Raw genomic sequence first — 25,481 nt, forward strand, 5'->3', positions numbered from 1 at the left:
CCGAGACGCCGCACTTGGCAAAAGGCCTCGTCATGAGCATGACGATACCGGCAAGGCCCGCCGATAGGCGTCCCTGGGGGAGGGCGCTCCTCTGGCTCGTGGGGCTCGGCATCTTCTTCTATTCGAGCTATGGCCTCGCCAATTACCTCGCCGACCAGCGCGCCTTCGTACCGTCCATCGCGTTCGGCTGGGAACGCGGCATCCCGTTCCTGCCCTGGACGATCATTCCCTATTGGTCGGTCAACCTATTCTATGCCGCCTCGCTGTTCGTCTGCACCAGCCGCGCGGAGCTGGATACGCTGGGCCGCCGGCTGCTGACCGCACAGGTCATCGCCGTCGCCTGCTTCCTCGCCTTTCCGCTGCGCTTCAGCTTCGCCAAGCCCGAGATCGGCGGCGGCCTGCCGGGCTTCATGTTCGATGCCCTGCTGAGCTTCGACAAGCCCTATAACCAGGCGCCCTCGCTGCATATCGCGCTCTTGGTGATCCTCTGGGTGCATTACATCAGCCATCTGCCGTCATGGGCCCGCTGGCTTGTTCATCCCTGGTTTGCCCTGATCGGCCTCTCCGTCCTCACCACCTACCAGCATCATTTCTTCGACATACCGACCGGCGCCTTGCTGGGCCTGTTCTGCCTGTGGCTCTGGCCGGATGAGGAGTTCCGGGTGCGCGGACGTCTCGTCCGCTCTTCCGAGCCTGCAAACGCGGCGTTTCCAAGAGCGGACGAGACGTCCGCGCACCCGGGAAGTAAGGCCAAACGCCGAAAGCTCGCCGCCTATTACGGTGTGGGTGCCCTGGTTCTTGCCCTTGCCGGTATCGCCCTGGGCGGCTGGGGGCTCTGGCTGTGCTACCCGGCGGTTTCGTTCGTCCTCGTTGCCGCCAATTACCTTTGGCGCGGGCCGGCCGGATTCCAGAAGCTCACCGACGGTTCGATGAGCCTGGCCGCCCGGCTCCTGTTCGCGCCCTATCAGCTCGGTGCCTTCCTCAATTCGCGCTGGTGGACGCGTCGCGAGCCATCCGCTGGCGAGGTCCGTCCGGGGATCTATTTGGGCCGTATCCCCTCGCGCTTCGATCGTGCGCCGGCTAGCTATGGCAGCGTTGTCGAACTTGCTGCCGAGCTGCCCGCCTGGCGAGGCGTGTCGACGCGTGCGGTGCCGATGCTCGACCTGATTGCACCGGAGGCGATCAGCCTCGCGGCTGCGGCGAGGGCAATTGAAGTGGCGCGCGGACAAGGCACGGTCCTGGTGTGCTGCGCGCTCGGCTATTCGCGCAGCGCCGCCGCCGTTGCGACCTGGCTGCTGGCCAGCGGCGAAGCCGGGACGGTGGACGAAGCCATTGCGATCATACGTGCTATCCGCCCACGAATCGTGTTGGGGTCGGATGCGCAAGCCGCCATCTCGGCGGCTGGAAAGATGGTTGGCACCCATGGTTGAGGCACAGGAAAATCCGGCGGTGATTGCCGCCATCGCCGCAGCCTATTTGCGGCAAGGCAGGGCGCTCGACAGGGTTTCACGAGGGTTTAGCCTGCTCGGCGCCGGAGGTATCCTGGCCGCTACCTATGCCTCGGCGCCTCTGTGGGTCAGCGCCCCCGTTCTGCTTGTCCTGCTTTTTGGCCTGGGGCAGAGCTATTTTGCCCTTCGCGCGAGCTTCGATGCCGATATTTTCGGCCATCTTGCCGGCAACGCCTTCAGCACCACCAATTTCGATGGAGCGATGAAGCGTCTCGGCCTGTTTGCGCAGGACCGTCCCTCGCGCCCGATGTCCGAGCGGGCACGCGGCGCCATGACCCTGGTCCGCCGCCAGGCCATCTTCCTGGCCTTGCAGGTTCTGTGCTTGCTGTCCTTGCCATTGCTCGGGGTCGTGTTGTGAGTGGCACCGTGGTGCGGGATGGCCGCTCTGTGCTCGGCCGGCTGGTGGGGATCGCCACCATCGGCTTTGCCCGGCTCGTCACCGGTGTGCGCGGCAACTGGCAGGGATGCCTGCCGGCGCGCAAGCCGCGGATCTATTTTGCCAACCATGCCAGCCATGGCGACTTCATCCTGGTCTGGACGGTCTTTCCGTCGGCCTTGCGCTCGGCTGCACGGCCAGTGGCGGCGCGTGACTACTGGAATGCCGGCGCGACGCGGCGCTTCCTCGCCCACAATGTCTTCGATGCCGTGCTGATCGATCGTGAAAGCGCCACCCGCAGCGTCGATCCCATCGGCCAGATGGCCTCGGCGCTCGAGGCAGGATCCTCGCTGATCCTGTTTCCGGAGGGCACGCGCAACATGGGCGAGGAACCGCTGCTCCCCTTCAAGTCCGGCCTGTTCTGGCTCGCCAAGCGCCAGCCCGAGGTCGAGATGGTGCCGGTCTGGATCGAGAACCTCAACCGCGTGATGCCCAAGGGCGAATTCCTGCCGGTGCCCTTTCTGTGCACCGTGACCTTCGGCGCGCCGCTGCGCCTGGGTCCCGGGGAGGAGAAGCAGGCCTTCCTCGACCGCAGCCGCAATGCCTTGCTGGCCCTCAGGCCGCATGAGGGGGACGAGGGCTGATGTTCGAGAACCATACCCTGGCCCTGTTCGGCGGCATCATCGCCTTCCTGGTGCTCGCCTCCCTGGTCGGCTGGCAGCTCGACCGCCGGGCCGGGCCGCAGGGCAATGCCGCCATCGACAATCTCAATGCCCGCATTCGCGCCTGGTGGGTGATGGTGGCGCTGATGGGCGGTGCCTTCCTCCTCGGCAAGGCTGGCGTGATCGCCCTCTTTGCCTTCGCCTCCTTTGCCGCCTTGCGCGAATTCCTGACGCTGACGCCGACGCGCCGGGCCGACCACCGCACCTTGTTCGCCATGTTCTTCGTGGTGCTGCCGATCCAGTATTATCTGATCTGGATCGAGTGGTACGGCCTCTACTCGATCTTCATCCCCGTCTATGTCTTCCTGCTCCTGCCGATCCTGATCGCACTCAGGGGCGATACCGCCAAGTTCATGACCCGCGTCGCCGAGATGCAATGGGGCGTGATGATCGCGATCTTCTGTCTCTCCCACGTCCCGGCGCTGCTGACGCTGGACATTCCCGGCTTCGAGGGCCGCAAGCTCCTGCTGATCGCTTTCCTGGTCATCGTCGTGCAGATGAGCGACGTGCTGCAATATGTCTGGGGCAAGCTCTTCGGGCGGCACAAGGTCGCGCCCAAATTGTCGCCCTCCAAGACCTGGGAAGGCCTGATCGGCGGCGTGGCGAGCGCCACGCTGCTCGGCGCCGGCCTGTGGTGGATCACGCCCTTCTCCTTCCGGCAGGCCGCGCTGGTGGCCCTGGTGATCACTCTCATGGGGTTCTTCGGCGGGCTGGTGATGTCGGCGATCAAGCGCGACCGCGGCGTCAAGGACTGGGGGCATCTGATCGAAGGCCATGGCGGCATGCTCGACCGGCTCGATTCCGTCGTGTTCGCCGCGCCGATCTTCTTCCATGTGGTTCGCTATTGGTGGACTGTATGATGCTATGTCGCATGAATATTGTTTTGCATCGTCATTGCGAGCGGAGCGAAGCAATCCAGCTGGCGCCGTGTGTGTGAAAGACTGGATTGCTTCGCTCCGCTCGCAATGACACTTTGCTGCTCCGCACGCATTCTTCCCACCAAGGAAATCCCATGTCCAAGCCTGTCCTGTTCGGAACCTTCAACGGCGCCGATGTGCTCGAGGTCACCCTGCGCTCCGATGCCGGTGCCGAGGCCCGGATCATCACCTATGGCGGCGTGGTGCGCGATCTCCTGGTGCCCTCGAAGAACGGGCCGCAGCGCGTGGTGCTCGGTTTCGAGAAGTTCGAGGACTACCCCAAATATTCCCCGCATTTCGGTGCCAATCCCGGCCGGGTCGCCAATCGCATCGGCTTCGGCCGCTTCACCCTGGATGGCGTGACCTACGATCTCTCCAAGAGCCATGGCGGACCGCACACGCTGCATGGCGGCGCCACCGGCTTCGGCAAGCGCGTCTGGTCGCTGGTGCAATCGGACCAGCGCTCGGCCACGCTGGTACTGGTTTCCGAGGATGGCGATATGGGCTTCCCTGGCCGTGTGGTGACCACCTGCACCTACCGCCTGCTGGAGCCCGCAACGCTGCAGGTGATCTTCACCGCGACCACCGACAAGGCGACGCCGGTCAATCTTGCCCAGCATTCCTATTTCAATCTCGATGGTTCGGCCGATGTGCTCGACCATCGCATTGAGATCGATGCCGATTTCTATACGCCCACCGATGCCGACCTGATCCCCACCGGCGAGATCCTGTCGGTGGCGGGTACGCCATGGGACTTCCGCCAGGAGCGCACATTACGCCTGGAGACGCCGGAAGGGCCGTTCAAATATGACGGGAATCTGGTGCTGAGGAGCTCGGGCGTATTGGCGCGGGCGGCGCGGGCCTGGTCCCCCAAGAGCGGCGTCAGCCTTGAGACCTGGACGACCCAGCCCGGCGTGCAGCTTTACGATGCCGCCAAGCTGGACATCCCGGTTCCCGGCCTCGGCGGCGCCAAATATGGGGCCTTCGGCGGCTTCTGCCTGGAGACCCAGAACCTGCCGGATGCCGTGAACAAGGCGCATTTCCCGTCCTCGATCATCCGGCCGGGCCAGGTCTACGATCACGAGACGCAGTATCGTTTCGGACAGGTGTGAGCGGGATAACTTCTACTTACAATTCGGCGTTGGCGAGCAACGCGTAGGAGTGATCTCTTGAAGCAAGGGGGATCCTCGCGCTTCGCTCTAAGAGTTGGGGAAGTATGCGCACGGCATTGGACGCACCAGGCGACATCCTCGATGAAGGGGAGCGGCGTTTCGTCGGCGAAATTCGGACACACGGGTGGTTTCGAACCAGCGTGTTTGCCGATGCCCAAGGACCCGGCTTCTCCTACACGACAGGCTTGTGGGTCAGCGTACGACATCCTGAACTCATCGTCTTCGGCTTGTCGGATAGTACGGCTCATGCGGTGTTCTGGGATGTTTTTCGCAATATACAGGACGGGCACTCAGTTGAAGTTGGAACCCGCACTGACGGGATATTCGGCAATGCAGCTGCCTATGCCTTACCGGTTGCCTCCAAACACTATGAGGATTATCTCGGCTGGAGCCGATGGTTCTATGCTGGAAACGATTTTCCTTGCCTGCTGATCGTTTGGCCGGACGCTGCCAATGCATTTCCGTGGGAGGCAAGCTTCGATGCCTCCTTTTTGACCGCGCAAACCGATCTGACTGAAGACGGGTGGGGGGCTCGTCCCTCTAGCTGATCGAACGGTTGGATTGCCTATCGGGTTCGTCTTGGGATCGCTGCCATCCTTGCCTACCCTGAAGTGCGGAGGGATGCCGCGGAACTTGTGATCCTGCGACATCGGGCTGCTCACTCCACGCCATCCACGCAGATCAGGTTTCTGCTCAGGGCTTTGCCGCGAAGCTTGAGGGCTTCGGCATATTCAGGGGAGGCATACCAGACCTCGACGGCATTCCGGTCGGGAAATTCCACGAGGACGATCGTACGAGGCGACTAACTCCCCTCCATGGTCCGGACGGGGCCGCCGCGTGCCAGATAGCGGCCGCCATATTTTTCGATCGTTCCGGGGGCGAGCCGCACATAGGCGTTCCAGGCTTCCTCGTCCTGCGGAACCGCGTCGGAGATGACATAGGCACTCATGATTGTCGTCCTTTTTCCAGTTCAACCAGGTCCAGGATCTTTTGCTTGATGACGAGGAGGCAGGACTGTCGGTCCTCGATCTGGGTCGCCACCCGCCGTCCCTGCTGCTCCAGCAGTTCGCGGCGAGCGGCCTCCGTGCCGGCGCCTTGCTGCCACAACAGCGCATAGGCGGCGATGTCCCGGATCGGCATGCCCGAAGCCTTCATGCGGCCGAGGAAATCGATCCAGCCGAGGATGGCGGCATCATAGTCCCGCTGGCCCGAACGATTCCGAAAAGCCGGCGGAAGCAGGCCGACTTTCTCGTAATAGCGCAGTGTGTGGACCGACAATCCCGAGCGGCGCGCCAGTTCTCCGATCTTCATCTGTCTTCATCGCACTCCCGAACCGTTGCTGAGGCTACTTGCTGGAGTGCACTCTAGATCAAGCGCTGATTTGCGGTATGTCAGCCGATAGACGACCTTCCGACCGAGAGACCGCGGCGGGGGGTAGATGCATCGCGGTTCGCACGGAGATCCGACAGCGACAGTGCTGACAGATTGTTGTCAGCAGCGATGAACTAACCTTTCCACTTCGATTTGCGGGGAGGGGCGAGGGCCATGACAGGTTTCGAAACATTGTCGGTATCGATGGTTCCCATGCGCCTTCTCACCTTTCAGGCCCCGGCAGAGGACGTCGACCGCATCATGGCGGCGGTGGTTGCCATCGTTCCCCTGACGATGGGGGTCTATGACAGCAATGCCTATCAATCCGCGCCTGGCATCGAGCGCTATCGGCCGCTGGAAGGCGCAGCCGCCGGTGCCGAGAGCGACCTTCGCCGACGCCTCGGTGTCGTGGAGGTCGTTTTCGAACTTCCCGATGCACAGGATGTCACGGAGAGGGTGATCGAGGCCATCTTCCAGGCCCATTCCTACCAGGAGCCGGTGATCCGACTGCAGGCCACCCTGTCCAGCCGCTCGAAGGGGCTTGATGACAGCAAGAACCCCAATCGCTGGTGGAACAGCACCGGCGATTGGAAGAAGGCGGCTTCGACCTGAAAGAAAGCAGGGGATGCTGGCAGCATCCGAATACCGGCTCGGCCGGCAGCTGGTCACGGGCTGGCGGTTGCCTGGAGCATGGGTGGCCCATGCACCGGCGGCGCTTTCCAGCCTCATCTAGATTTCTATGGGGGCGCCATATCTTGCTTCACCGACAAATGTCCCATCATCGGTCAAAGGGATTGTTGCCGCGAAGGAGCAGAGATCGTCGCCGGATCCGAACAAGCTCATAGGACCGGTGTATCTGTTCCTGGTCGTGCGCCCATCGACGAGCAAGGCCGAGTATCCTGACTGGAGACAGCGGATGAAAACCTCGAGATTGGGAAAGTCGTCTCCGGATACCTTGCCACTCACGTGCATCGCATTCTTGAAACCCCAATCCACGCGGATTTGAACCTTTGTATCGATGTCCGGCGATGCGGGGACGAGCGGATTGGCGCCGGCGGTGCTTGCGGTGAAGCTCAACAAAGCGGGGCCTTCTTCATGAAGGCGGGTCGTCACCATCGAAACCTTGGCCATTCTTTTCCGATCGAGGAAGTGCAGCACCAGATTGGCGTCTTCCGTTCCCGAAGACCCGGCCGTGCTCTCTCGAATCCCGGCTGGGCTAAACATCACGCAGCCGAAAGTGCGGCAGGTTGCCGACAGCGATGTCGAAGCCGCCGTCCTGTTGTCGCCCTTGAATGATGGAATGCCGAACTTCTCAAACGGCGCGTAGCGCCTGAAATGCAGGCCGAATTCTGGCAGGCTCATCCCGGTGTCCCCAAGGCAGCGTGTCAAGCTGACCTGGCAAGTATCACGTCAATACGAAGCTGTATTTCCCCTAAACTGGGGTATCGGGTGTGCGCAGCCAGTGACGGCCTTGGTGGAACTGGGCGGTTGCGCACTTGGAGCCTTCCCAGGCCTTTGGACAGTCGGGCGGGAGCGGACCTTTGTCCGGGATGGTCAAAGCTCGTCCCGGATAATGTCAGGCCAACGCCCCCGCCAGCCGTAGCCTGCCCACTTCGATGTCGTTCCAGTTCTTCTGAACGGGCTGGAGAAAGCGCTGCAGGGCGTCTGCCTCGCTTTCGGACAGCGGCAGCAGCTTGGCGATCACGCCGGCCATCATCAGTTCCGCAGCCCTTGTGCCGCCATCGTCGCATTTGAGGGCGATGCCGTAGCCGAGTTCGGGGAAGGCCGCACAGAACACACCCTCGGCGCCGGTCTTCACGAAGACGCGCTCGCCGAAGATCGTCATGATGTCGGTGCAGAAGCGCTTGGTACCGGCGACCAGGAAAGGCTCGGCTGCCGCGGCGCGACGAATGCGGGCGGCCGCCTTCGCCCGTTCGGGGCCGAGATGGGCACCGGTGCCGAAGCGGGCAAAGCCCCGTGCCACGCCCGCAAGCGGTGCGGCCTGGGTGGGGATGGAGCAGCCGTCGATGCCGACGCCATCGCCGGTGAGGGCGGCCCCGCTCATCTCGTTCACAGCCCCCATCACCTCGCGCATCACCGGATGTGTGGCCTCGATGTAGTGGTGCGGGTCGCGGTCGCTGGCGCAGGCCAGGCAGACGAAGCCGGCATGCTTGCCGGAGCAGTTGTTGTGCAGGGCGCAGGGCTCCTCGCCGGCGCGGAGCAGGGCCCAGGCCGCCGGACGGAAGCTCGGGGCATGGACGCCGCATTCGAGCGTGCCGGCATCGCGGCCGGCCTTGGCCAGCATGGCGGCTGCCGTCTCGACATGGCGCGGCTCGCCGCCATGGGAGGAGACGGCGAGGGCGATTTCCGCGTCGGTGAGATCGAGCTTGTCGGCTGCCCCGGATTCCAGCAAGGGCAGGGCCTGGAATGCCTTCACGGCCGAGCGGGGAAAGACGGGCCTGGTGACATCGCCCAGCGAAAGCACAAGCCGACCTTCGGGGTCGCTCACGGCAATGGCACCGCTATGGCGGCTTTCGACGATACCGCCGCGGATGAGTTCGGCCAGAATGGGATTGGACATGCTTGCGGACTTTCCCTATGTGCAGGCGGGCCTCCATCGCAGGCTTCGCGAGCCGAGGCAACACCCGAATATGTGATCACATTTCGACATTGATCCGCGCGCGCTGAGCGCCTATCTAAGCGCCAGCGAGAGACACAACGGAGGAAGGCGCATGTTGGAAAAATTGGCTCAGCAGCTCGAATTCAAGCGTGAGGCCGCCTACGTCAACGGTCAATGGATCGCCGCCGACAACGGCAAGACCTTGCCGGTCTCAAATCCGGCCACCGGCGAACTCATCGGCAGCGTGCCCGATTGCGGCAAGGACGAGACGGCGCGCGCCATTGCCGCCGCCGATGCCGCTTTCCCGGCCTGGCGCGCCAAGACGGCCAAGGAGCGGGCCAAGATCCTGCACAAGCTCGCCGACCTGATCGAAGCCAATGCCGATGCGCTCGGCGTGCTGCTCACGGTCGAGCAGGGCAAGTCGCTCACCGAGGCCCGCGGCGAGGTGGTCTTCTCGGCCGCCTATGTGCGCTGGTTCGCCGAGGAAGCCCAGCGCGTCTATGGCGACGTGATCCCGTCGCCCTGGCCGGGCCGCCGCATCCTGGTCACCAAGGAGCCTGTGGGTGTCGTCGGCGCCATCACGCCCTGGAACTTCCCCTCCTCGATGATCGCCCGCAAGCTCGGTCCGGCCCTGGCTGCAGGCTGCACCATCGTGATCAAGCCGGCCCTGCAGACGCCCTATTCGGGCCTTGCCTGGGGTGTCCTCGCCGAAATGGCTGGCGTTCCGGCTGGCGTCGTCAACGTCCTCACCGGTTCGGCCAGCGCCATCGGCGGCGAGCTCACCTCGAACCCGCTGGTGCGCAAGATCACCTTCACCGGTTCCACGCCGATCGGCAAGCTCTTGGTCGAGCAGTCCGCCAAGACGCTCAAGAAGGTCTCGATGGAACTCGGCGGCAATGCTCCCTTCATCGTGTTCGACGATGCTGACGTCGACCGGGCGATCGAAGGCGCGATGATCGCCAAGTACCGCAACTCCGGCCAGACCTGCGTGTGCACCAACCGCTTCCTGGTCCAGGCCGGCATCCACGACAAGTTCGTCGAGAAGCTGATTGCCGCCTCCAACGCGCTCAAGGTCGGCAACGGCCTCGAGGCCGGCGTGCAGCAGGGCCCCCTGATCGACGAGAAGGCGGTGCAGAAGGTCGAGGAGCACATCAACGATGCCGTCGCCAAGGGCGGCAAGGTGGTGGCGGGCGGCAAGCGCCATGCCCTCGGCCACACCTTCTTCGAGCCGACCGTGGTGACCGGCGTGACCCCGGACATGCTGGTGGCACGCGACGAGACCTTCGGGCCGCTGGCTCCTGTGTTCAAGTTCGAGACCGAAGAGCAGGCCGTCCAGATGGCCAACGACACCGAATTCGGCCTCGCTTCTTACTTCTATACCAAGGATCTCGGCCGGGCCTTCCGGGTCGCCGAGGCCCTGAAATACGGCATGGTCGGCGTCAATGAAGGGCTGATCACCACCGAAGTCGCGCCCTTCGGTGGCGTCAAGGAATCCGGCATGGGCAAGGAAGGCTCCAAATACGGCATCGAGGATTATATCGACGCCAAATATGTCTGCCTCGGTGGCCTGGGCTGAGGCTCGCTTCGCCTGCTGACAGCTGAAATCGGAAAGGGCCGGCGTCGCGCCGGCCCTTTTTGTTTGGCTCAGTCGAAGACCGTTGCCAGCTGCCTGACGTCGGCGCCTTCCTTCATGCGGAGGAGCTGGAAATAGGTCACGGCCGACGCCACGAAGGTAAAGCTGGTCGACAGGGCATCGGCGATAATGGTTGCGGCATATTTCAGGTAACTGACCTGGCCCGGCGCTGCGCCCGGGCCTTGGAAAGCTGCGCTGATTTCCTCGAAATTGATGGCCAGTCGCGGCGCAATCTGGAGAAGCAAGAGGAGCAGGCCGAGGATCAGCAATTTCCACCGGAAGCCTTTCGTCAGTTCTGCGCTTCTTTTCAGCGCCTGGAGAGGGCCGGTTCGCTCGATCACGCAGACGGGCCCTGCCACGAAGTAACGGCAGAGCACCACCAGGCCGGGGACGATCAGGACGACGAGCCCCAGATAAAAGGCCCCGAAGAAGATGATCGTGGTCGCGAAGAGGGCAAGAAAATTGCGGCCGGCATGAGCGAGCGCGGCTCCAAGCCAGAAGGGCTGGTGGCCGAGGATCTGCTGGACACCCAGACAGGACATCGCCCCGGCCATCGCACTCAGTGCCAGGCTCAGCACCAGGGTCGACCAGTACTCGGCCGAGGTGAGGAGGAGATCCTGCGGTATGGGATAGAAAGTCAGGATCAACGGGGGAGGCAGCACTGCAGCCAGCGCCAGCAAGTTGAAGCGCAGGAACCGTATGCGATAGATGGCCCAGCTTGCCCGTAGCAACAGGCCAAGACCAAATTGATGCGCGGCGGGCCCGGCATGGCTGATGTTTTCGCTTCTCGACATGGCCGGACGGACTTTCCCCTGGCGTTTTGCGATTGGGTGCGCCTCTCCGGACTGCAGAGAGGCGTCGAGGCAAAGCGTTCGAGCGGAGAGGCGCTTCTGCCGAAATGCGCCTCGCCCTCGAATGTGCCGTGACAACCTCCACGATGTGACGGCGAAGCACAAGGTTCGGCTTTCGGGCAGATAGGCCGATTGCGTGACATTTTTGCCGCCATCGCGCAGAAAGCACCATGAAATCTGGAATTTTTTGCCTGGAGAGCGCTGTCGCCTCAATTTCGCCCGTTCACTGACTATTCACCCCTTGCGCTGCATTGAAAGCAGCTCGGCAAATGGGATTGTGTTTCGATGCGGGCTGCCTCGCTCTTCGCTTTGATCGCTTCGGCGCTTGTCCTGACGGGCTGCGTCGGGATCGATGACGATTCCGGTGACTCGACCTCGTCTCTCAAGCCGGTGCTGACCAATACGGCCTCGAACGACCAAGCGGCCAATACTGCCCCGCTCGGCATCTGGCGCGGCGGCATGACCATGCTGGTGATGACCACGCGCAATTCGACCGGCAACAAGGAACCCTGGTTCGGCCCCAAGCGCGCTTCCGATCCGACTGCGGCGCGCCTTGTCATGTATCCGCCGTCCAAGTCGCTGCTGGCCGCGGTCAACCCGGTTTCCACTCCCGGCTGGTCGATCGCCGGCGTCAGTGCCCTGCCGGGCGATCAGCCAGCCACCTCCCTTGCGACGCAGGCCGAGGGACGCGACGTCATCGTCTATGTCCACGGCTATAACGAGACCTTCGACAGCGCGGCGACGAGCTATGCCAAGCTGGTCGATGGCATCAAGTTCTCTGGCGTGCCCGTACTGTTCTCCTGGCCCTCGCGTGCGGCGCTCCTGGATTACGTGACCGACAAGGACAGCGCGATGTGGTCGCGCGATGCCCTGGAGGACACGCTCACGGCGCTCGCCAACGATCCCAAGGTCGGCCGCATCAACCTGATCGCCCATTCCATGGGCTCGATGGTGGCGATGGAAGCCCTGCGCTCGATGTCCGACCGCATGGGCGGTTCCCTGCCCAACCATTTCGGCGCCATCGTGCTGGCCAATCCCGATGTCGACCTCGACCTCTTCCGTCGCCAGATGAAGCGGCTGTCGTCGCTGTCGACGAAGATGACGGTGATCGTCTCCAAGAACGACCGCGCTCTGGAGATCTCGACCAAGCTCGCCGGCGGCGTGCCCCGCGTCGGTTCCGGCGACAGCGAGGAGTTGCAGAAGACCGGCGTGAAGGTGGTCGACGCCTCCGACTTCGGCTCCGGCTTCATCAACCACGACATCTTCATGAGCCGCGAGGAAGTGCGCGCCGTGGTCGCCCGCGCGATCGAGAACGCGGATCAATAGTTTTCGCGCCGGCCTCGCAATCTCGCAAATGCGGCACTACGCCAGGAAATCGGCGCGATGCGGGGTGAAGCAGTCGACCAGCCGGCCTTTCTCGAGCGCCTTGACGCCATGTTCGAGGCCGGATGGCACGATGAAGCTGTCGCCGGCAAGGAGCGTCTCGGTCCTGCCCGCGATGGTGATCTCGAACCGTCCCTCGGCGACATAGCTGGACTGGATGTGGGGATGGGAATGCAGCCAGCCCACGCCATCCTTCTCGAAGGCGAATTCGACCATCATCAACTCGTCGGTATAGGCCAGGATACGTCGACGGTTGCCATCCGGCGTCGGCTGCCATTCGGCGTCGCCGGAGCGGATGAATAGCTCCTTGCTGCGGATCATCGGACTTCACCTCTCTGTCCAGCTACGATCGGGAAGATGAGCTCTGGTTCGGCGCGCTGTCCCGCGGACCGTCACCCCGACGGGACGGCCCCTATTGCCCGGCCGTCTTCTCGACGGCGCGCGGTGCATTGCGCAGGGCCTCCAGCATGCGGGCCCGCGAAATTTCCAGCAACTGGCTCATGGCGCGCGACGCCTCGTCAGCCTTGCGGGCGAGGATGGCCGAGACCACGGCCTGATAGGGCTGCAGGTCCATCGCCTGGCCGTTGGCGCTGCGCTGCGTCAGGCCGAAGGAAACCTTCAGCGCCGTCTTGACCGCCCGCCCGATCGTGACGAACAGGCCGTTATGGGTGGCCGTCATGATGGCGAGATGGAACTCCGTCTCGGCGCCCGCCGCCAGGGCCGGCTGCCCGAGCATGGAAACAAGGTCGGAGAAGCGCATGCGGATGCGTTCGAGATCATCCGCCGAGCCGTCCCGCGCCGCCAGGAAGCAAGCGCGCGGCTCGAAGCAATTCCGCATCTCGTAGAGATCCTCGATGATGCGCTCGTCGAACTGGGCGTTGAGGCGCCAGGACAGCACGTCCTGGTCGAGCAGGTTCCAGTCGGCGAAAGGCAGCACGCGCGTGCCGGTCTTGGGGGAAACTTCGACCAGTCCCTTGGCCGCCAAATTCTTCACGGCCTCGCGCACCGTCGAGCGGCTGACGCCATAGGCCTGGCAGAGTTCGTTCTCGATCGGCAGGGTGTCGCCGGGGCGGAACTCTCCCGAGGTGATGCGGGTGCCGATGATGCGCGCGACCTGCGCACTCATCGTGCTGATGGCGGTATCCCGCTCGAACATACTCATCTCCAAACCAACCCGTCGCTCGACGCGGGCGGCATCATGCTCCTCGCACCGGCTGATTCCGCCATGTTCTGAGAGGCTTCCCACCTCTTAACACTGCTATCGGGGGGGAACAAAGCGCCCAGCAACCCTCCTGCCAACGAGAAATCCTCCTACAAATTACCATTCTTCACGTCGGCGGCGGATTGACACCGCATCGCGATTGTCGATATCTTATCATCAGATGATAATAAGAAAAGATGGTTGGAGGAAGAGACCTTGAGTGCCATCGACATCGACAGGGTGTCCAAGACATTTGGCGCCGTGAACGTCATCGCAGACCTCTCGCTGAAGATCCGCTCGGGCGAGTTCATTGCGTTCCTCGGGCCGTCGGGCTGTGGAAAATCCACCTTGCTGCGCATGATCGCGGGGCTGGAGCGCGTCGATGGCGGCTCGATCTCGATCGGCGGCCAGAGGGTCGACCAGCTCCCTCCGGGCGCGCGGGGCGTTGCCATGGTGTTCCAGCATTATGCGCTCTATCCGCACATGACGATCTACGAGAACATGGCCTTCGGCCTGCGCAACATTGCCGTACCCAGCCAGGAGATCGATCGCCGGGTGAAGGAAGCGGCGCGCATCCTGGAGATCGAGCCGCTGCTCGCCCGCAAGCCGGGCCAGCTCTCCGGCGGTCAACGCCAGCGTGTCGCCATCGGCCGGGCCTTGGTGAAGAGCCCCAAGGCCTATCTGTTCGACGAGCCGCTCTCCAATCTCGATGCGGCGCTACGCGTGCGCACCCGCGTCGAACTGGCCCGCCTGCACCAGCAGGTCCAGGCCACCACCATATTCGTCACCCATGACCAGGTCGAGGCGATGACCCTGGCCGAGCGCATCGTGGTGATGAACGCCCGCAAGATCGAGCAGGTGGGCACGCCGATGGAGGTCTACTCCCGCCCGGCCACCGAATTCGTGGCGCGTTTCGTCGGCTCGCCCGCGATGAACTTCCTGCCGGTCACCGTTGCCGAGCAGGGCGGCCTTGCCGCCGCCAGGCTGGCCGATGGCACCGGCATCACCACGCGTGTGCCTGTCGCGACCCTGCCGCAGGGGGCCAATCTGCGCCTGGGGGTGAGGGCGGAGGCCGTCAGGGCCGATCCGGCAGGCTCCCTTGCCGGCCGGATCGAGGTGGTCGAGCGCCTCGGCGATCGCACGCATCTTTATGTGCGCCTGCCCGACGGCACCTCGCTGGTTGCCGAGGACAAGGGCGCGTCGACCGCCGTTGCAGGGGGCGAGGCCCGCTTCTCGGTGGATTCGCAGGCAGCACACCTGTTCGACGATGGCGGCCGCGCCTTCCATGCCGCGTGAGGAGGGGCTGATGTCGACACAGAGCCTTGCCTCCACCGCAACTGTGACACCCGCTCCCCGCTATGCCGGCGCCTCGATCGGGCCGAGCTGGCGCAATCTCCTGTTCATCCTGCCCTTCCTCGCCGTCTATGTGGTGTTGCTGGTCTATCCGCTGTTTCGCGGCATCTGGATCAGCCTGCAGGAATACGACATGTTCGACCAGACGGCGTCCTTTGCTGGCCTGGCGAATTTTCGCCGCCTGTTCGCCGACAAGGTCTTCTTGGGCACGGTGAGCAACACCTTCGTCTTCGTGCTGATGACTGTGCCGGTTTTCGTCGCCATCGGTCTTGCCCTCGCGCTCGCCCTCAACCGGGAGAGCAGGGGCAGTGCCGCCCTGCGCGCGATCTTCTTCGGCACCTCGGTCCTGTCGGTGACCATCGTCACCATCATCTGGAAGATGATGTATCTGCCGGACCGAGGCCTGATCGCCGGCATCCTCTCGGTTTTCGGCTTGCCGCCTATCCAGTTCCTCACCAGCCAGGAACTCGCTCTGCCGGCCATCGCGCTGTGCACGCTGTGGTGGGTGATCGGCCTGCCGATGATGCTCTTTCTCGCCGCCCTGCAGCAGATACCGGGCGAGCTCTACGAGGCGGCGGCGCTCGACAATGCCGGGCGCTGGCGCTCCTTCTGGTCGATCACGCTGCCCTCGATCCGGCGCAGCGTCGTGGTCGTGGCGATCTATGAGATCGTGGCGCAGTTCCAGCTCTTCGGCCAGGCGCAGCTCCTCACCCGGGGAGGGCCCAACAACGCCTCCCGCCCCATCGTGCAGTTCATCTATGAAGAGGGCTTCCAGCGCTGGAACGTCGGCTACGCCGCCGCGGCCTCCGAGGTGCTGTTCCTGCTGATGGCGGTTGCCGCGATCCTGCAATATGTCGCCGCCCGTCGGCGGACGGAGGGCTAGGCCATGGCGAGCGCGCAGCAATTCGTCGGCCGCACCGCCGGCGACCGGGTGATCCTGGCTGGTGTCCTGCTTCTGGCCTTCGCCTGGCTGGTTCCCGTCGCCTGGGTGATCGTGCTTTCCTTCAAGCCCAATTCCGAGCTGATGCTCTCCACCGCCACGGTCCTGCATCCGCCCTATACGCTGAAGAACTACACCGACATCATCGCTTCATCCGGCGTGTTTCGCTGGCTGCTCAACTCCATGATCGTGGCGGGCGGCATGACCATTGGCACGCTGGTGCTGTCGTCCCTGGCCGGTTACGGCTTCGCCCGCACCGAATTTTTCGGCCGCGACATCCTGTTCGTGCTGGTCCTGCTGGGCCTCGCCATCCCCGAGCAGGCGGTGATCATTGCGCGCCACCAGATGTTCACCGATTGGAAGATGCACAATGGCTATCCGGCGCTGATCCTGCCCGGGCTCTCCCATGCCTTCGGCGTCTTCCTGATGACGCAATACTTCAAGGCCATCCCGCGCGACATCGACGAGGCGGCGATGCTCGACAATGCCTCGCGCTTCAAGATCTTCTGGAAGGTCGTGCTGCCGCTGACCATCCCGGCCCAGGCCACGCTCGGCATCTTCACCTTCCTGTCGGCCTGGAACGATTATCTGTGGCCGCTGATCTCGGCGACCAAGCCCGACATGTTCACCCTCACCGTCGGCATGGCCTCCACCCAGACCAACTTCGCCCAGTCCGAGGGGCTCGGCTTCCTGATGGCGCAGGCCGTCTTCGCCGGGCTGCCCGTCTTCATCGTCTATCTGTTTTTCCAGAAATATATCGTCCGCGCCGTGGCCGGCGCCGCGATCCGCTGAATTCAACGAGATCTCCTGGTTCCGCGTCCCGGCCGCGCGCTCGACCTTGAACAAAATCGGCCGAAACGGAGGAAATGCATGATCGGTTTGAAACGATTGCTCTATGCCGGGGCCCTCTTGCTGCTGTCGTCGCAGGCTGGGCTTGCCCAGGACAAGACCGAGATCTCGGTGTCGCGCTTCTTCGGCGCCTGCGAAGCCGACTATGGCTCCGTGACGGATGTCGCCAAGGCCAATGGCGAGTGCGGCATCATCACGGCGCTGATCAACAAGTTCAATGCCGAGAGCAAGGATACCCGCGTCAAGGTTGATATCGTCGAATGGCCCGGCTATGACCAGCTCACCGCCCGCATCCGCTCCGGCGAGCCGCCGACCATCTCGGTCATGCACGAGGCCGTCATCAGCGACTATTCCTCGCGTGGGCTATTGGAGCCCCTGGACGAGGGCCTGAAGGCGGCGGGGGTCGATACCGCCGATTTCACCGACGCCGCCAAGGCCGGTGTCATCAAGGACGGCAAGACCTTTGCCTTGCCATTCGACACCCATACTTGGCTCTGGCACATCAATTTGAACCTGTTCAAGCAGGCGGGCCTCGTCGATGCCGCCGGCAAGCCGATCCTGCCCAAGAATGGCGACGAGTTGCTGGCCCAGGCCAAGCAGTTCAAGGAGAAGACGGGCAAGCCCTATTTCGTCTGGACCATCGCCAACGAACGCGCCTTCTTCACGCGCACCTTCGATACGCTGCTCTACCAGCAGAATTCGGAGTTCTTCGCCGATCCGGCCAAGGTCAATTTCGCCACGCCCGAGGCCAAGAACGCCGCGACGCTGCTGAAGGCGCTCTACCAGGCCGGCGATACCACCAAGGGGCAGGACTATGCCGCCTCGGTCGCCAGCTTCGCCGCCGGTGACGCGGGCGTGTTCATCTGCGGCACCTGGCTTGTTGATACCTATGACCAGGAATCCAAGAAGAGCGGAGCGCCCTTGTCCAACGGCTATGCCGTGGTGCCGTTCCCGCAGCTCTATCCCGGCAGCCCGCGCGTCTGGGCCGATGGGCATAGCTGGGTGATCCTCAAGGCCGATCTCACCGATGCCCAGCGCAAATCGGCCTACGAATTTCTGAAATTCCTGTGGGACAATGATTTTCAGTGGGCGCGCACCGGCCATCTGCCCATCCGCAAATCCGTGGCCGACAGCGCCGAATTCAAGGCCCTGCCGCACCGGGCGGACCTTGCGCCGCTGACCACAAATGGCGCCGCCCGCCCGGCGGCGGTGAAGCGCCAGTTCGCGATCCAGGAGATCGAGAATGACGAGGTCACCGCCGGCGTGACCGGCGACAAGGAGATCGACGCTGCGCTCGCCGATGCCCAGTCCCGCATCAACGAATTGCTGGCGAACGCGAAGTAACGCCGCGTCTCGCTACACCTAACTCTTTGATTCAACGCGTCTTTGCGATTTGTGGTGACTCCGTCTAATCGCAAAACGCTATAGGGCCCACGGCTCTCCTCCCGCCGTGGGCCCCTTTCCCGCCAAACGTTCCCCCCGTCCAAAGGTCAGTTTTCGCCATGCCGTCCGCCCGCCTGATCGTCGATCACGATTTCATCATCTCCGATCTCGACCGCCGTATCTTCGGTACCTTTGTCGAGCATATGGGACGGTGCGTCTACACCGGTATCTTCGAACCCGGCCATCCCAGCGCGGATGACCAGGGTTTCCGTCAGGATGTCGCCGAGCTGACCCGCGAGCTCGGCACCACCATCGTGCGCTATCCCGGCGGCAATTTCCTGTCCGGCTACAATTGGGAAGACGGTGTCGGCCCGGTTGAGCAGCGGCCGCGCCGGCTCGACCTTGCGTGGTTCTCGACCGAGACCAATGCCTTCGGCACCAACGAATTCATCGACTGGTCCCGCAAGGTCGGGGTGGAGCCGATGTTCGGCGTCAATCTCGGCACCCGCGACCATGACGAGGCGCGGCGCTTCATCGAATATTGCAACCATCCCGGCGGCACGGAGCTTTCGGAGCTGCGCAAGAGCCACGGCTATGAAAAGCCGCACGACATCAAGTTCTGGTGCCTGGGCAACGAGATGGACGGCCCCTGGCAGATCGGCGCCAAGACGGCGGGCGAATATGGTCGCATCGCCCATGAGACCGCCAAGGTGATGCGCTGGGTCGACCCCTCGATCGAACTGGCGGCCTGCGGTTCGTCCAATCGCGACATGGCCACCTATGCCCGCTGGGAGTACGAGGTTCTCGACCATTGCTTCGACTATGTCGACTTCATCTCCCTGCACACCTATTTCCAGAACCCGCATGACAGCACCGAGGAGTTCCTCGGCAATATCGAGCTCTTGGAAGCCTTCATCCGGGAGGTGGTCGCCATTGCCGACGCCGTGGCCGCCACCCGCCGCTCGCCCAAGCGGATCATGCTGTCCCTCGACGAGTGGAATGTCTGGTACAAGGCGCGCACCCATGAGCATCTGCGCAAGCCCGGCTGGCCCGAGCACCCGCCGCTGATCGAGGAGGTCTACAACACCGAGGATGCGCTCCTGGTGGGCGGTGCGCTGATCACGCTGCTCAACAATGCCGACCGGGTGAAATGCGCCTGCATCGCCCAGCTCGTGAACATCATCGGCCCGATCATGACGGAGCCGGGCGGAGCGGCTTGGCGCCAGACCATCTTCCATCCCTTCGCGCTCACGGCACGCCATGCCCATGGCCGCGTGCTGCGCTCGCTGATCTCCTCACCCTCCTATGCCGGCAAGACGGCGCCGGAAATTCCCTACCTCCATGCCTGCGTCACCGAGGACGAGACGACCGGCCAGGTCACCATCTTCGCCCTGAATCGCCATCTCGGCGAGCCGATGGACCTCGAGGTCCTGCTGCGCGGCTTCGGCGGCAACCGCCAGGTGGTGGAAGCTTTGCAGATCCATCATCCTAATATGAAGGCGGTGAACACCAAGGACGCCCAGGATACTGTCGCGCCGGCGCCGATCGAGAAGGTGAGCCTGGAGGGAGATCGCCTGCAGGCGCGGCTCTTGCCGGGCTCCTGGAACGTGATCGTCACCGCGCCGCGCTGAGCGGAGGAGACGATTTCGCCGAACGAGTTGAACAAGGCTGGATTTCAGAATTGAGCGCGCCAATCCCTCCCCGTCTGCGGGGAGGGTGGCCCGAAGGGCCGGGTGGGGGGAGTGGCGCTACAGGGCTTATTGTTGCTCGATTTGAGCCACTCTCCTCCTTCCGTCGATGCTTCTCATCGCTACCTTCCCCGAAACCGGGGAAGGATTGGCGCGTTTCGCTCGTCCTGGCTGTGCTCCTCAAAATGAGAGGCACGACAGGGCTCATCAACCCGGCATTTGTGCCGAAAACGCCGGCTTTCATTTCCGACGTGACGTTATAGGGTCTGCAAAAGCCAAATCGGGGCAGAGGCGGATGGACCCAATTCACCTGTTCGAACTGGTGATCGCGATGTTCCTGGCGATCATCGTCCTGCATTATGCCGCCCACAAGCTGGGGCTGCCGCCCTCCGTGGCGCTGCTGGTCGGCGGCGCATCGCTCGCCTTTCTGCCGGGCCTGCCCGCCATCGCGCTCGATCCCAACCTGGTGCTCGTCATCTTCCTGCCGCCGCTGCTGATGGATGGGGCCTGGTTCATCGCGCTCGGCCGGTTGCGGCGCCACATGATCGGCATCGCCTCGCTGGCCGTCGGGGCAGTGGTTTTTACCTGCGTCATCGTCGCCGTGGCGACCCATCTCGTCTTCCCGTCGTTGCCTTGGGCCGCCTGTGCGGCGCTCGGTGCCATCGTCTCGCCGCCCGATGCCGTCTCCGCCCGTGCGGTGCTGCAGCGGGTGAAACTGCCCCGGCGCCTACAGATCCTGCTCGAGGGCGAGAGCCTGTTCAACGATGCGAGTGGCCTCGTGCTGTTTCGCTTTGCCATCGCGGCCGGCGTCACCGGCACTTTCAGCGCGGTGGATGCAGTCGGTGAGTTCTTCCTGCTGGCATTGGGCGGCGTGCTCGTCGGAGTCGCTGCCGGTACGACGTGGGTGCTGCTCGCGCGCCGCCTCGGTGACGAATATCTGATCATCGCCGCCACATGCCTGTTGTCCTGGTCGTCCTATCTGCTGGGCGAGATGCTTCATGTCTCCGGCGTCATTGCCACGGTCACCACGGGCCTGATTGCCGGCTGGTACCAGCACACCGTGTTTTCGGCCTCGGTACGCATGCGCGGCACGGCGTTCTGGACCGTGATGATCTTCCTGATGGAGGCCGCGGTCTTCATCCTGATCGGTTTTACCCTGCGGGGCGTGGTGGAACGCGGCGGCGGCTTCGGCGTGGTGGCCAATACGATGGTCGTGCCTATTCTGGTGGTCCTGCTGGCGCTTACCCTTGCGCGCTTTGCCTGGGTGTTCGGATCCGATCTGGTGATCCGGCTTTGCATGGCTGCGGGGCTCGACCGCTACACGCCGCTCGGCCTTGCCAACGCCACCATCCTGAGCTGGGCCGGCGTACGCGGTGTCGTCACCCTGGCTTTGGCGCTGAGCATGCCGGATGGCTTTCCCGGCCGCGACTTCATCCTGGTGACGTCGTTCGCCGTGATCCTGGGAACGGTGCTGGTCCAAGGCACCACCCTGGGGCGGGTGATCGGCTGGGTGAAGCCGGTCGAGCCGGAATCGGAAAGGGCGCGCCTCACCATGGCTCAGGCCGAATCCGCCATGGCGCAGAAGCAATTGCTCACCATCCAGAAGCTCGCCTATGACAGCGAGGGGACACTCATCCATCCCCGATTGCTGGAGCGCTACCAGCGCCGGGCCACGATGATCGTCGACTATGCCGAGCGCACCGAAGAATATCAGCCGGGGCTTCATGCCCATTTCGACGTCGTCCTGGCGGCGATCGCCACCGGGCGCGACGAGCTGATCAGGCTTCACCGGGTTGGGAAGATCGACAACGAGACGTTGCACGAATTGGAACGCGACTTGGACCTGGAAGAGTTGAGCGCGATCTCCGCCAAATCGTGATGAGGGCGGGCGTGACGATCTTGGCGGAGTACATTGGGATCGCAGGCATCCTTGCCCGCCCTTGGAACCGCGGCGTTTCAAGGAAGAGCAGGCAGGGATGCCTGCGATCCCATAAAACGCCGGCCGTTACTGAGCGTCCCGTGGCCGGTTGTGGTGCCGGTGGCGCAGCTGGTTCAGCAATTCGTCGAGCAGGCCGCTGGCCGCCTCTGTGATCACCGTGCCGGGTGGGAAGATCGCCTGGGCGCCTGCCGCATAAAGAGCTTCGAAATCGTGCTCTGGTACCACGCCGCCCACCACGATCATGATGTCGGGCCGGCCCTCGGCCACCAGGGCCTTGCGCAAGGCGGGAACCAACGTCAGGTGTCCGGCGGTGAGGGAGGAAACGCCGACGATGTGGACATCGCTGTCGGCGGCCTGCCTGGCGACTTCGTCGGGCGTGGCGAACAGGGGCCCGATCTCGACCTCGAAGCCGAGATCACCGAAGGCGGAGGCGATGACCTTTTGGCCGCGGTCATGACCGTCCTGGCCCATCTTGGCGACGAGGATCTTGGGCGGACGTCCTTCTTCCTCGCGGAAGATGGCGGTCTGGCGCTGTACCTTCTCGATGCCGTCGCCACTCATGGCTGCCTTGTAGACGCCGGAGGTGGCGCGGATCTGCGCCTTGTGGCGGCTGAACACCTTTTCGAGGGCTGACGAAATCTCGCCGACGGTCGCCTTGGCCCGCGCCGCGTCGACGGCGAGGGCAAGGAGATTGGCATCGCCTTCTGCGCCCTTGCTCAGGGCGTCCAGGGCCTGCTCCAGGGCAACCGGATCGCGCTCGGCCTTCAACTGCGCGAGCTTGGCGATCTGGGCCGCGCGAACGGCCGAATTGTCGACCTTGAGCAGGTCGAGCGGTGGCTCGGACTGAGGCTTGTAGATATTGACGCCGATCACCGCCTGTTCGCCGGCATCGATGCGGGCCTGGGTCCGGCTGGCGGCTTCCTCGATGCGCAATTTGGGCAGGCCGGCCTCGATCGCTTTGGCCATGCCGCCCATCGCCTCGACTTCCTCGATATGCTGCCAGGCCTTGGCGGCAAGGTCGGCGGTGAGGCTTTCGATGGCGTGGGCCCCGCCCCACGGGTCGATCAGCCTCGTGGTGCCGCTTTCCTGCTGCAGCACGAGTTGGGTATTGCGGGCGATGCGGGCCGAAAAATCCGTCGGCAGTGCCAGCGCCTCGTCGAGGGCGTTGGTGTGCAGGGACTGGGTGCCGCCCTGCGTCGCCGCCATCGCCTCGATCAACGTACGCGTGACGTTGTTGTAGACGTCCTGCGCCGTCAGCGACCAGCCGGACGTCTGGCAATGCGTGCGCAAGGCCAGCGACTTGGCCGATTTCGGATTGAACTGCTGCACCAGGCGCGTCCACAGCAGTCGGGCGGCCCGCAGCTTGGCGACCTCCATGTAGAAGTTCATGCCGATGGCGAAGAAGAAGGACAGGCGCGGCGCGAAATGGTCGATATCGAGCCCCGCCTTCAGCCCGGCCTTGATGTATTCGACCCCGTCGGCCAGCGTGTAGCCGAGCTCCAGATCCTGCGTCGCGCCGGCCTCCTGCATGTGATAGCCGGAGATCGAGATCGCATTGAATTTCGGCATGTTCTGCGCGGTGTAGGCGATGATGTCGCCGACGATGCGCATGGAGGGGCCCGGCGGGTAGATATAGGTGTTGCGGACCATGAACTCCTTGAGAATGTCGTTCTGAATGGTGCCCGCCAGCTTGTCTGGTGAAACGCCCTGTTCCTCGGCTGCGACGATGTAGAGCGCCAGGATCGGCAGCACGGCGCCGTTCATGGTCATCGACACCGACATCTCGTCGAGCGGGATGCCCTGGAACAGCGTACGCATGTCGATGATGGAATCGATGGCGACGCCGGCCATGCCGACATCGCCGGTCACGCGCGGATGGTCGGAATCATAGCCGCGATGGGTGGCAAGATCGAAGGCGATCGAAAGGCCCTTCTGGCCCGCCGCAAGATTGCGCCGATAGAAGGCGTTGGATTCCTCGGCGGTGGAGAAGCCGGCATATTGGCGAATGGTCCAGGGCTGCTGGACATACATCGTCGGGTAGGGGCCGCGCAGGAATGGCGGCAGGCCCGGCCAGGAATCGACGGCCTGCAGGCCGATCAGGTCGCTCTCCCCATGTACGGCCTTGATATCGATACCCTCGGGCGTCTGCCAGACCTCGCCGGTCAACAGCGGGCCGGGTGAAAGACGGCGCAAGGAGAGGTTCGAGAAATCGGGGATGCGGCTCATGCGGCGCCTCCTGGCACGCTCTCGAATGGGACCGCATCGCGCCCGCGGCTCAAGGCCGGAGCCGCAGGCGATACCGCGTCTGCAGGGGCCGGGCGCAGCACCGAAACGATTGATTCTTCGGCAAGGGCGTATTTATTGGCGCCGATGATGGTGCCGACAGGCTGGCGTAGCCGTTCGATCTCCTCCTGCAGCCAGTCTGACTGGATCACGTTGATGATGCCGCCCTGGCGTTCGATGGCTTGGAACTGGGCCCAGCCTGCCTCGCGGAGGGCCTGGGTCATAGCCTCCAGCCCGCCCGAGCCGGCGGCCGGGTCAGCGATGCGGTGCAGATTGGCTTCGCTGATCAGGACGTGCTGGCAATTGCGGGCAACACGCCGGGCATGGGCGTCGGCGAGCCCATTGGCGGCCGTATGAGGCAGGATGGCGACGCTGTCGGCACCGCCCAACCCCGCAGCTGCGGCAGCCAGCCCGTTGCGCAGCATGTTGGTGGCCGGGTCACGCCGGCTCAGCATGCGCCAGGCGGTTTCCGTATGAATATGGATCGGGTTCGAGGCGAGGCCGCAGGCCTCCTCGATCTCCAGCCAGAGCAGGCGCAGGGCCCGCAGCTTGGCGATGGTGGTGAACACGTCCTGGTCGGCGGCGACGGTAAAGCCGATGCAGTGGCGCGCTTCTTCCAGGCGCAGGCCGGTCGCCTCCAGCACGCGTAGATAGGACAGGGCCGAACTCAGCACGCTGGCGAGCTCGAGCCCCGGGGTCGCGCCGGCCTCATGAAAGGCGCGGCTATCGGCGGTCAGCACTGTGCCGCCTTGCCGATGATTGCCGAGAACCGAAGCTGTCGAGGGCCATCCGGTCGGCAAGATGCCAGTGGTGGCGAGCTGGCCGATCGGGTCATAGCCGTAGTGAACGGTACCGCCTTCGATCTCGCTGAGCCAGCGCGCGACCTGCAGGGTCTGCGGCCCAGCGTCGAGCCGGATCTCGATGGCATTGCGCACGACGCCGGCCAGCAGGCCATCCAGGCTGTCGGCACCGTTGATGGACAGGCCGAAGCCGCGTGCGAACGGGCTTTGGGCCGATACCAGCGTGATGCCGTTGGCGCCACCTTCGAGATCTTCGAGGAGCTGGGCATTTGCCGATACGATGTCGGGATGATCGGCGCGCTGGACCACGGTCCAGGGTGCAGCCGGCGGCCGCCCGGGGATGGGCAGGGCGCCGGCCATGCGGGCATAGATGGGCTGCAGGCGCGCGCCGCCAGGCAACGGGCTGGTCAGCCTGTCTTCGAAGGAGGCTCCTTTCAGCACGCCGGCGACGGCGTCGCGCCAACGGGCCTCGTCCGCACCCGCCTCCGCCAT

23 protein-coding genes and 1 pseudogene are annotated in these 25,481 nt (G+C 63.9%); 15 read left to right on the top strand and 9 right to left on the bottom strand.

The window, feature by feature from the left end; translation table 11 throughout:
- The first annotated feature begins 32 nt into the window (after window positions 1-32).
- The 6 genes from BA190_RS15130 to BA190_RS35265 all read left to right on the top strand — a co-directional run bounded on the left by BA190_RS15130 (window position 33) and on the right by BA190_RS35265 (window position 5,243).
- The gene (locus tag BA190_RS15130) at window positions 33-1,430 is read left to right on the top strand and encodes a phosphatase PAP2/dual specificity phosphatase family protein (protein WP_202908471.1); all 1,398 of its coding nucleotides are present in this window, start codon (window positions 33-35) and stop codon (window positions 1,428-1,430) included.
- Window positions 1,414-1,866, top strand: coding sequence for a hypothetical protein (locus tag BA190_RS15135; RefSeq protein WP_210185276.1), 453 nt, complete (start codon window positions 1,414-1,416; stop codon window positions 1,864-1,866). The genes BA190_RS15130 and BA190_RS15135 overlap by 17 nt, the downstream gene beginning before the upstream one ends.
- A 29-nt stretch (window positions 1,867-1,895) precedes the next feature.
- Entirely contained in the window at window positions 1,896-2,528 is a 633-nt protein-coding gene (locus BA190_RS15140) for a 1-acyl-sn-glycerol-3-phosphate acyltransferase (protein WP_068288730.1), read from the top strand.
- Complete coding sequence (locus BA190_RS15145; protein ID WP_068288738.1) at window positions 2,528-3,466, top strand: phosphatidate cytidylyltransferase; 939 nt, start codon at window positions 2,528-2,530, stop codon at window positions 3,464-3,466. The genes BA190_RS15140 and BA190_RS15145 overlap by 1 nt, the downstream gene beginning before the upstream one ends.
- Window positions 3,467-3,618: 152 nt before the next feature.
- Entirely contained in the window at window positions 3,619-4,635 is a 1,017-nt protein-coding gene (locus tag BA190_RS15150) for an aldose epimerase family protein (RefSeq protein ID WP_068288740.1), read from the top strand.
- A 104-nt stretch (window positions 4,636-4,739) separates the two neighbouring features.
- On the top strand, window positions 4,740-5,243 hold the full coding sequence (locus tag BA190_RS35265) for a DUF4262 domain-containing protein (protein WP_082979757.1): 504 nt from the start codon (window positions 4,740-4,742) through the stop codon (window positions 5,241-5,243).
- A gap of 110 nt (window positions 5,244-5,353) precedes the next feature.
- Here BA190_RS35265 and BA190_RS15155 read toward each other — a convergent pair.
- Window positions 5,354-5,644 (bottom strand): annotated as a pseudogene (locus BA190_RS15155) (DUF1330 domain-containing protein).
- Window positions 5,641-6,006: a MerR family transcriptional regulator gene (locus BA190_RS15160; protein ID WP_068288743.1), complete on the bottom strand. Its 366-nt coding sequence runs from the start codon at window positions 6,004-6,006 to the stop codon at window positions 5,641-5,643. The pseudogene BA190_RS15155 and the gene BA190_RS15160 overlap by 4 nt, the downstream one beginning before the upstream one ends.
- Before the next feature lie 234 nt (window positions 6,007-6,240).
- Here BA190_RS15160 and BA190_RS15165 point away from each other — a divergent pair, with 234 nt between their 5' ends.
- Complete coding sequence (locus BA190_RS15165) at window positions 6,241-6,678, top strand: hypothetical protein (RefSeq protein WP_068288747.1); 438 nt, start codon at window positions 6,241-6,243, stop codon at window positions 6,676-6,678.
- A 117-nt stretch (window positions 6,679-6,795) separates the two neighbouring features.
- Here BA190_RS15165 and BA190_RS15170 read toward each other — a convergent pair whose 3' ends face one another.
- Window positions 6,796-7,428, bottom strand: coding sequence for a hypothetical protein (locus BA190_RS15170; protein ID WP_068288750.1), 633 nt, complete (start codon window positions 7,426-7,428; stop codon window positions 6,796-6,798).
- Window positions 7,429-7,642: 214 nt separating this feature from the next.
- On the bottom strand, window positions 7,643-8,647 hold the full coding sequence (locus BA190_RS15175) for an asparaginase (RefSeq protein ID WP_068288753.1): 1,005 nt from the start codon (window positions 8,645-8,647) through the stop codon (window positions 7,643-7,645).
- A 151-nt stretch (window positions 8,648-8,798) separates the two neighbouring features.
- On the opposite strand from BA190_RS15175, the gene BA190_RS15180 reads away from it, so the two are divergent.
- Window positions 8,799-10,262, top strand: coding sequence for an NAD-dependent succinate-semialdehyde dehydrogenase (locus tag BA190_RS15180; protein WP_068288757.1), 1,464 nt, complete (start codon window positions 8,799-8,801; stop codon window positions 10,260-10,262).
- 68 nt (window positions 10,263-10,330) lie between these two features.
- On the opposite strand, the gene BA190_RS15185 is transcribed toward BA190_RS15180, so the two are convergent.
- Entirely contained in the window at window positions 10,331-11,383 is a 1,053-nt protein-coding gene (locus BA190_RS15185) for a hypothetical protein (protein WP_156771526.1), read from the bottom strand.
- A gap of 72 nt (window positions 11,384-11,455) precedes the next feature.
- Between BA190_RS15185 and BA190_RS15190 the strand changes: the two genes are divergently transcribed.
- Window positions 11,456-12,496: an alpha/beta hydrolase gene (locus tag BA190_RS15190; protein ID WP_068288761.1), complete on the top strand. Its 1,041-nt coding sequence runs from the start codon at window positions 11,456-11,458 to the stop codon at window positions 12,494-12,496.
- Window positions 12,497-12,532: 36 nt separating this feature from the next.
- On the opposite strand, the gene BA190_RS15195 is transcribed toward BA190_RS15190, so the two are convergent.
- On the bottom strand, window positions 12,533-12,874 hold the full coding sequence (locus tag BA190_RS15195; protein WP_068288766.1) for a cupin domain-containing protein: 342 nt from the start codon (window positions 12,872-12,874) through the stop codon (window positions 12,533-12,535).
- A gap of 91 nt (window positions 12,875-12,965) precedes the next feature.
- The gene (locus BA190_RS15200; RefSeq protein WP_068288767.1) at window positions 12,966-13,709 is read right to left on the bottom strand and encodes a FadR/GntR family transcriptional regulator; all 744 of its coding nucleotides are present in this window, start codon (window positions 13,707-13,709) and stop codon (window positions 12,966-12,968) included.
- Between the two features lie 261 nt (window positions 13,710-13,970).
- On the opposite strand from BA190_RS15200, the gene BA190_RS15205 reads away from it, so the two are divergent.
- The 6 genes from BA190_RS15205 to BA190_RS15230 all read left to right on the top strand — a co-directional run bounded on the left by BA190_RS15205 (window position 13,971) and on the right by BA190_RS15230 (window position 21,846).
- Window positions 13,971-15,050 (top strand): ABC transporter ATP-binding protein, encoded by a 1,080-nt coding sequence (locus BA190_RS15205; RefSeq protein WP_068288887.1) that lies wholly within the window; start codon window positions 13,971-13,973, stop codon window positions 15,048-15,050.
- A 10-nt stretch (window positions 15,051-15,060) separates the two neighbouring features.
- On the top strand, window positions 15,061-15,990 hold the full coding sequence (locus BA190_RS15210; protein WP_068288890.1) for a carbohydrate ABC transporter permease: 930 nt from the start codon (window positions 15,061-15,063) through the stop codon (window positions 15,988-15,990).
- A gap of 3 nt (window positions 15,991-15,993) precedes the next feature.
- The gene (locus BA190_RS15215; RefSeq protein WP_068288771.1) at window positions 15,994-16,839 is read left to right on the top strand and encodes a carbohydrate ABC transporter permease; all 846 of its coding nucleotides are present in this window, start codon (window positions 15,994-15,996) and stop codon (window positions 16,837-16,839) included.
- Between the two features lie 78 nt (window positions 16,840-16,917).
- Window positions 16,918-18,240, top strand: a complete 1,323-nt coding sequence (locus BA190_RS15220; protein ID WP_068288774.1) for an extracellular solute-binding protein — start codon at window positions 16,918-16,920, stop codon at window positions 18,238-18,240.
- 158 nt (window positions 18,241-18,398) lie between these two features.
- Entirely contained in the window at window positions 18,399-19,910 is a 1,512-nt protein-coding gene (locus tag BA190_RS15225) for an alpha-N-arabinofuranosidase (protein ID WP_068288779.1), read from the top strand.
- A gap of 352 nt (window positions 19,911-20,262) precedes the next feature.
- On the top strand, window positions 20,263-21,846 hold the full coding sequence (locus BA190_RS15230) for a Na+/H+ antiporter (RefSeq protein ID WP_068288781.1): 1,584 nt from the start codon (window positions 20,263-20,265) through the stop codon (window positions 21,844-21,846).
- 126 nt (window positions 21,847-21,972) lie between these two features.
- Here the strand turns inward: BA190_RS15230 and scpA are convergent, their stop codons facing one another.
- Entirely contained in the window at window positions 21,973-24,132 is a 2,160-nt protein-coding gene (gene scpA / locus BA190_RS15235) for a methylmalonyl-CoA mutase (protein WP_068288783.1), read from the bottom strand.
- On the bottom strand, window positions 24,129-25,481 hold the full coding sequence (locus tag BA190_RS15240) for a methylmalonyl-CoA mutase family protein (protein ID WP_068288791.1): 1,353 nt from the start codon (window positions 25,479-25,481) through the stop codon (window positions 24,129-24,131). The genes scpA and BA190_RS15240 overlap by 4 nt, the downstream gene beginning before the upstream one ends.

This window comes from Labrys sp. WJW (genome assembly GCF_001676615.1).
Taxonomy (GTDB): Bacteria; Pseudomonadota; Alphaproteobacteria; order Rhizobiales; family Labraceae; genus Labrys; species Labrys sedimenti.

Excerpts from the sequence above, each read along its gene's own strand:
- BA190_RS15220 (WP_068288774.1), top strand. The coding sequence starts at position 16,918 with ATGATCGGTTTGAAACGATTGCTCTATGCCGGGGCCCTCTTGCTGCTG.
- BA190_RS35265 (WP_082979757.1), top strand. The coding sequence starts at position 4,740 with ATGCGCACGGCATTGGACGCACCAGGCGACATCCTCGATGAAGGGGAG.
- BA190_RS15175 (WP_068288753.1), bottom strand. The coding sequence starts at position 8,647 with ATGTCCAATCCCATTCTGGCCGAACTCATCCGCGGCGGTATCGTCGAA.
- BA190_RS15225 (WP_068288779.1), top strand. The coding sequence starts at position 18,399 with ATGCCGTCCGCCCGCCTGATCGTCGATCACGATTTCATCATCTCCGAT.
- BA190_RS15190 (WP_068288761.1), top strand. The coding sequence starts at position 11,456 with ATGCGGGCTGCCTCGCTCTTCGCTTTGATCGCTTCGGCGCTTGTCCTG.
- BA190_RS15180 (WP_068288757.1), top strand. The coding sequence starts at position 8,799 with ATGTTGGAAAAATTGGCTCAGCAGCTCGAATTCAAGCGTGAGGCCGCC.
- BA190_RS15170 (WP_068288750.1), bottom strand. The coding sequence starts at position 7,428 with ATGAGCCTGCCAGAATTCGGCCTGCATTTCAGGCGCTACGCGCCGTTT.
- BA190_RS15165 (WP_068288747.1), top strand. The coding sequence starts at position 6,241 with ATGACAGGTTTCGAAACATTGTCGGTATCGATGGTTCCCATGCGCCTT.
- BA190_RS15240 (WP_068288791.1), bottom strand. The coding sequence starts at position 25,481 with ATGGCGGAGGCGGGTGCGGACGAGGCCCGTTGGCGCGACGCCGTCGCC.
- BA190_RS15195 (WP_068288766.1), bottom strand. The coding sequence starts at position 12,874 with ATGATCCGCAGCAAGGAGCTATTCATCCGCTCCGGCGACGCCGAATGG.
- BA190_RS15150 (WP_068288740.1), top strand. The coding sequence starts at position 3,619 with ATGTCCAAGCCTGTCCTGTTCGGAACCTTCAACGGCGCCGATGTGCTC.
- BA190_RS15145 (WP_068288738.1), top strand. The coding sequence starts at position 2,528 with ATGTTCGAGAACCATACCCTGGCCCTGTTCGGCGGCATCATCGCCTTC.
- BA190_RS15210 (WP_068288890.1), top strand. The coding sequence starts at position 15,061 with ATGTCGACACAGAGCCTTGCCTCCACCGCAACTGTGACACCCGCTCCC.
- BA190_RS15215 (WP_068288771.1), top strand. The coding sequence starts at position 15,994 with ATGGCGAGCGCGCAGCAATTCGTCGGCCGCACCGCCGGCGACCGGGTG.
- BA190_RS15160 (WP_068288743.1), bottom strand. The coding sequence starts at position 6,006 with ATGAAGATCGGAGAACTGGCGCGCCGCTCGGGATTGTCGGTCCACACA.
- scpA (WP_068288783.1), bottom strand. The coding sequence starts at position 24,132 with ATGAGCCGCATCCCCGATTTCTCGAACCTCTCCTTGCGCCGTCTTTCA.
- BA190_RS15200 (WP_068288767.1), bottom strand. The coding sequence starts at position 13,709 with ATGTTCGAGCGGGATACCGCCATCAGCACGATGAGTGCGCAGGTCGCG.
- BA190_RS15130 (WP_202908471.1), top strand. The coding sequence starts at position 33 with ATGAGCATGACGATACCGGCAAGGCCCGCCGATAGGCGTCCCTGGGGG.
- BA190_RS15230 (WP_068288781.1), top strand. The coding sequence starts at position 20,263 with ATGGACCCAATTCACCTGTTCGAACTGGTGATCGCGATGTTCCTGGCG.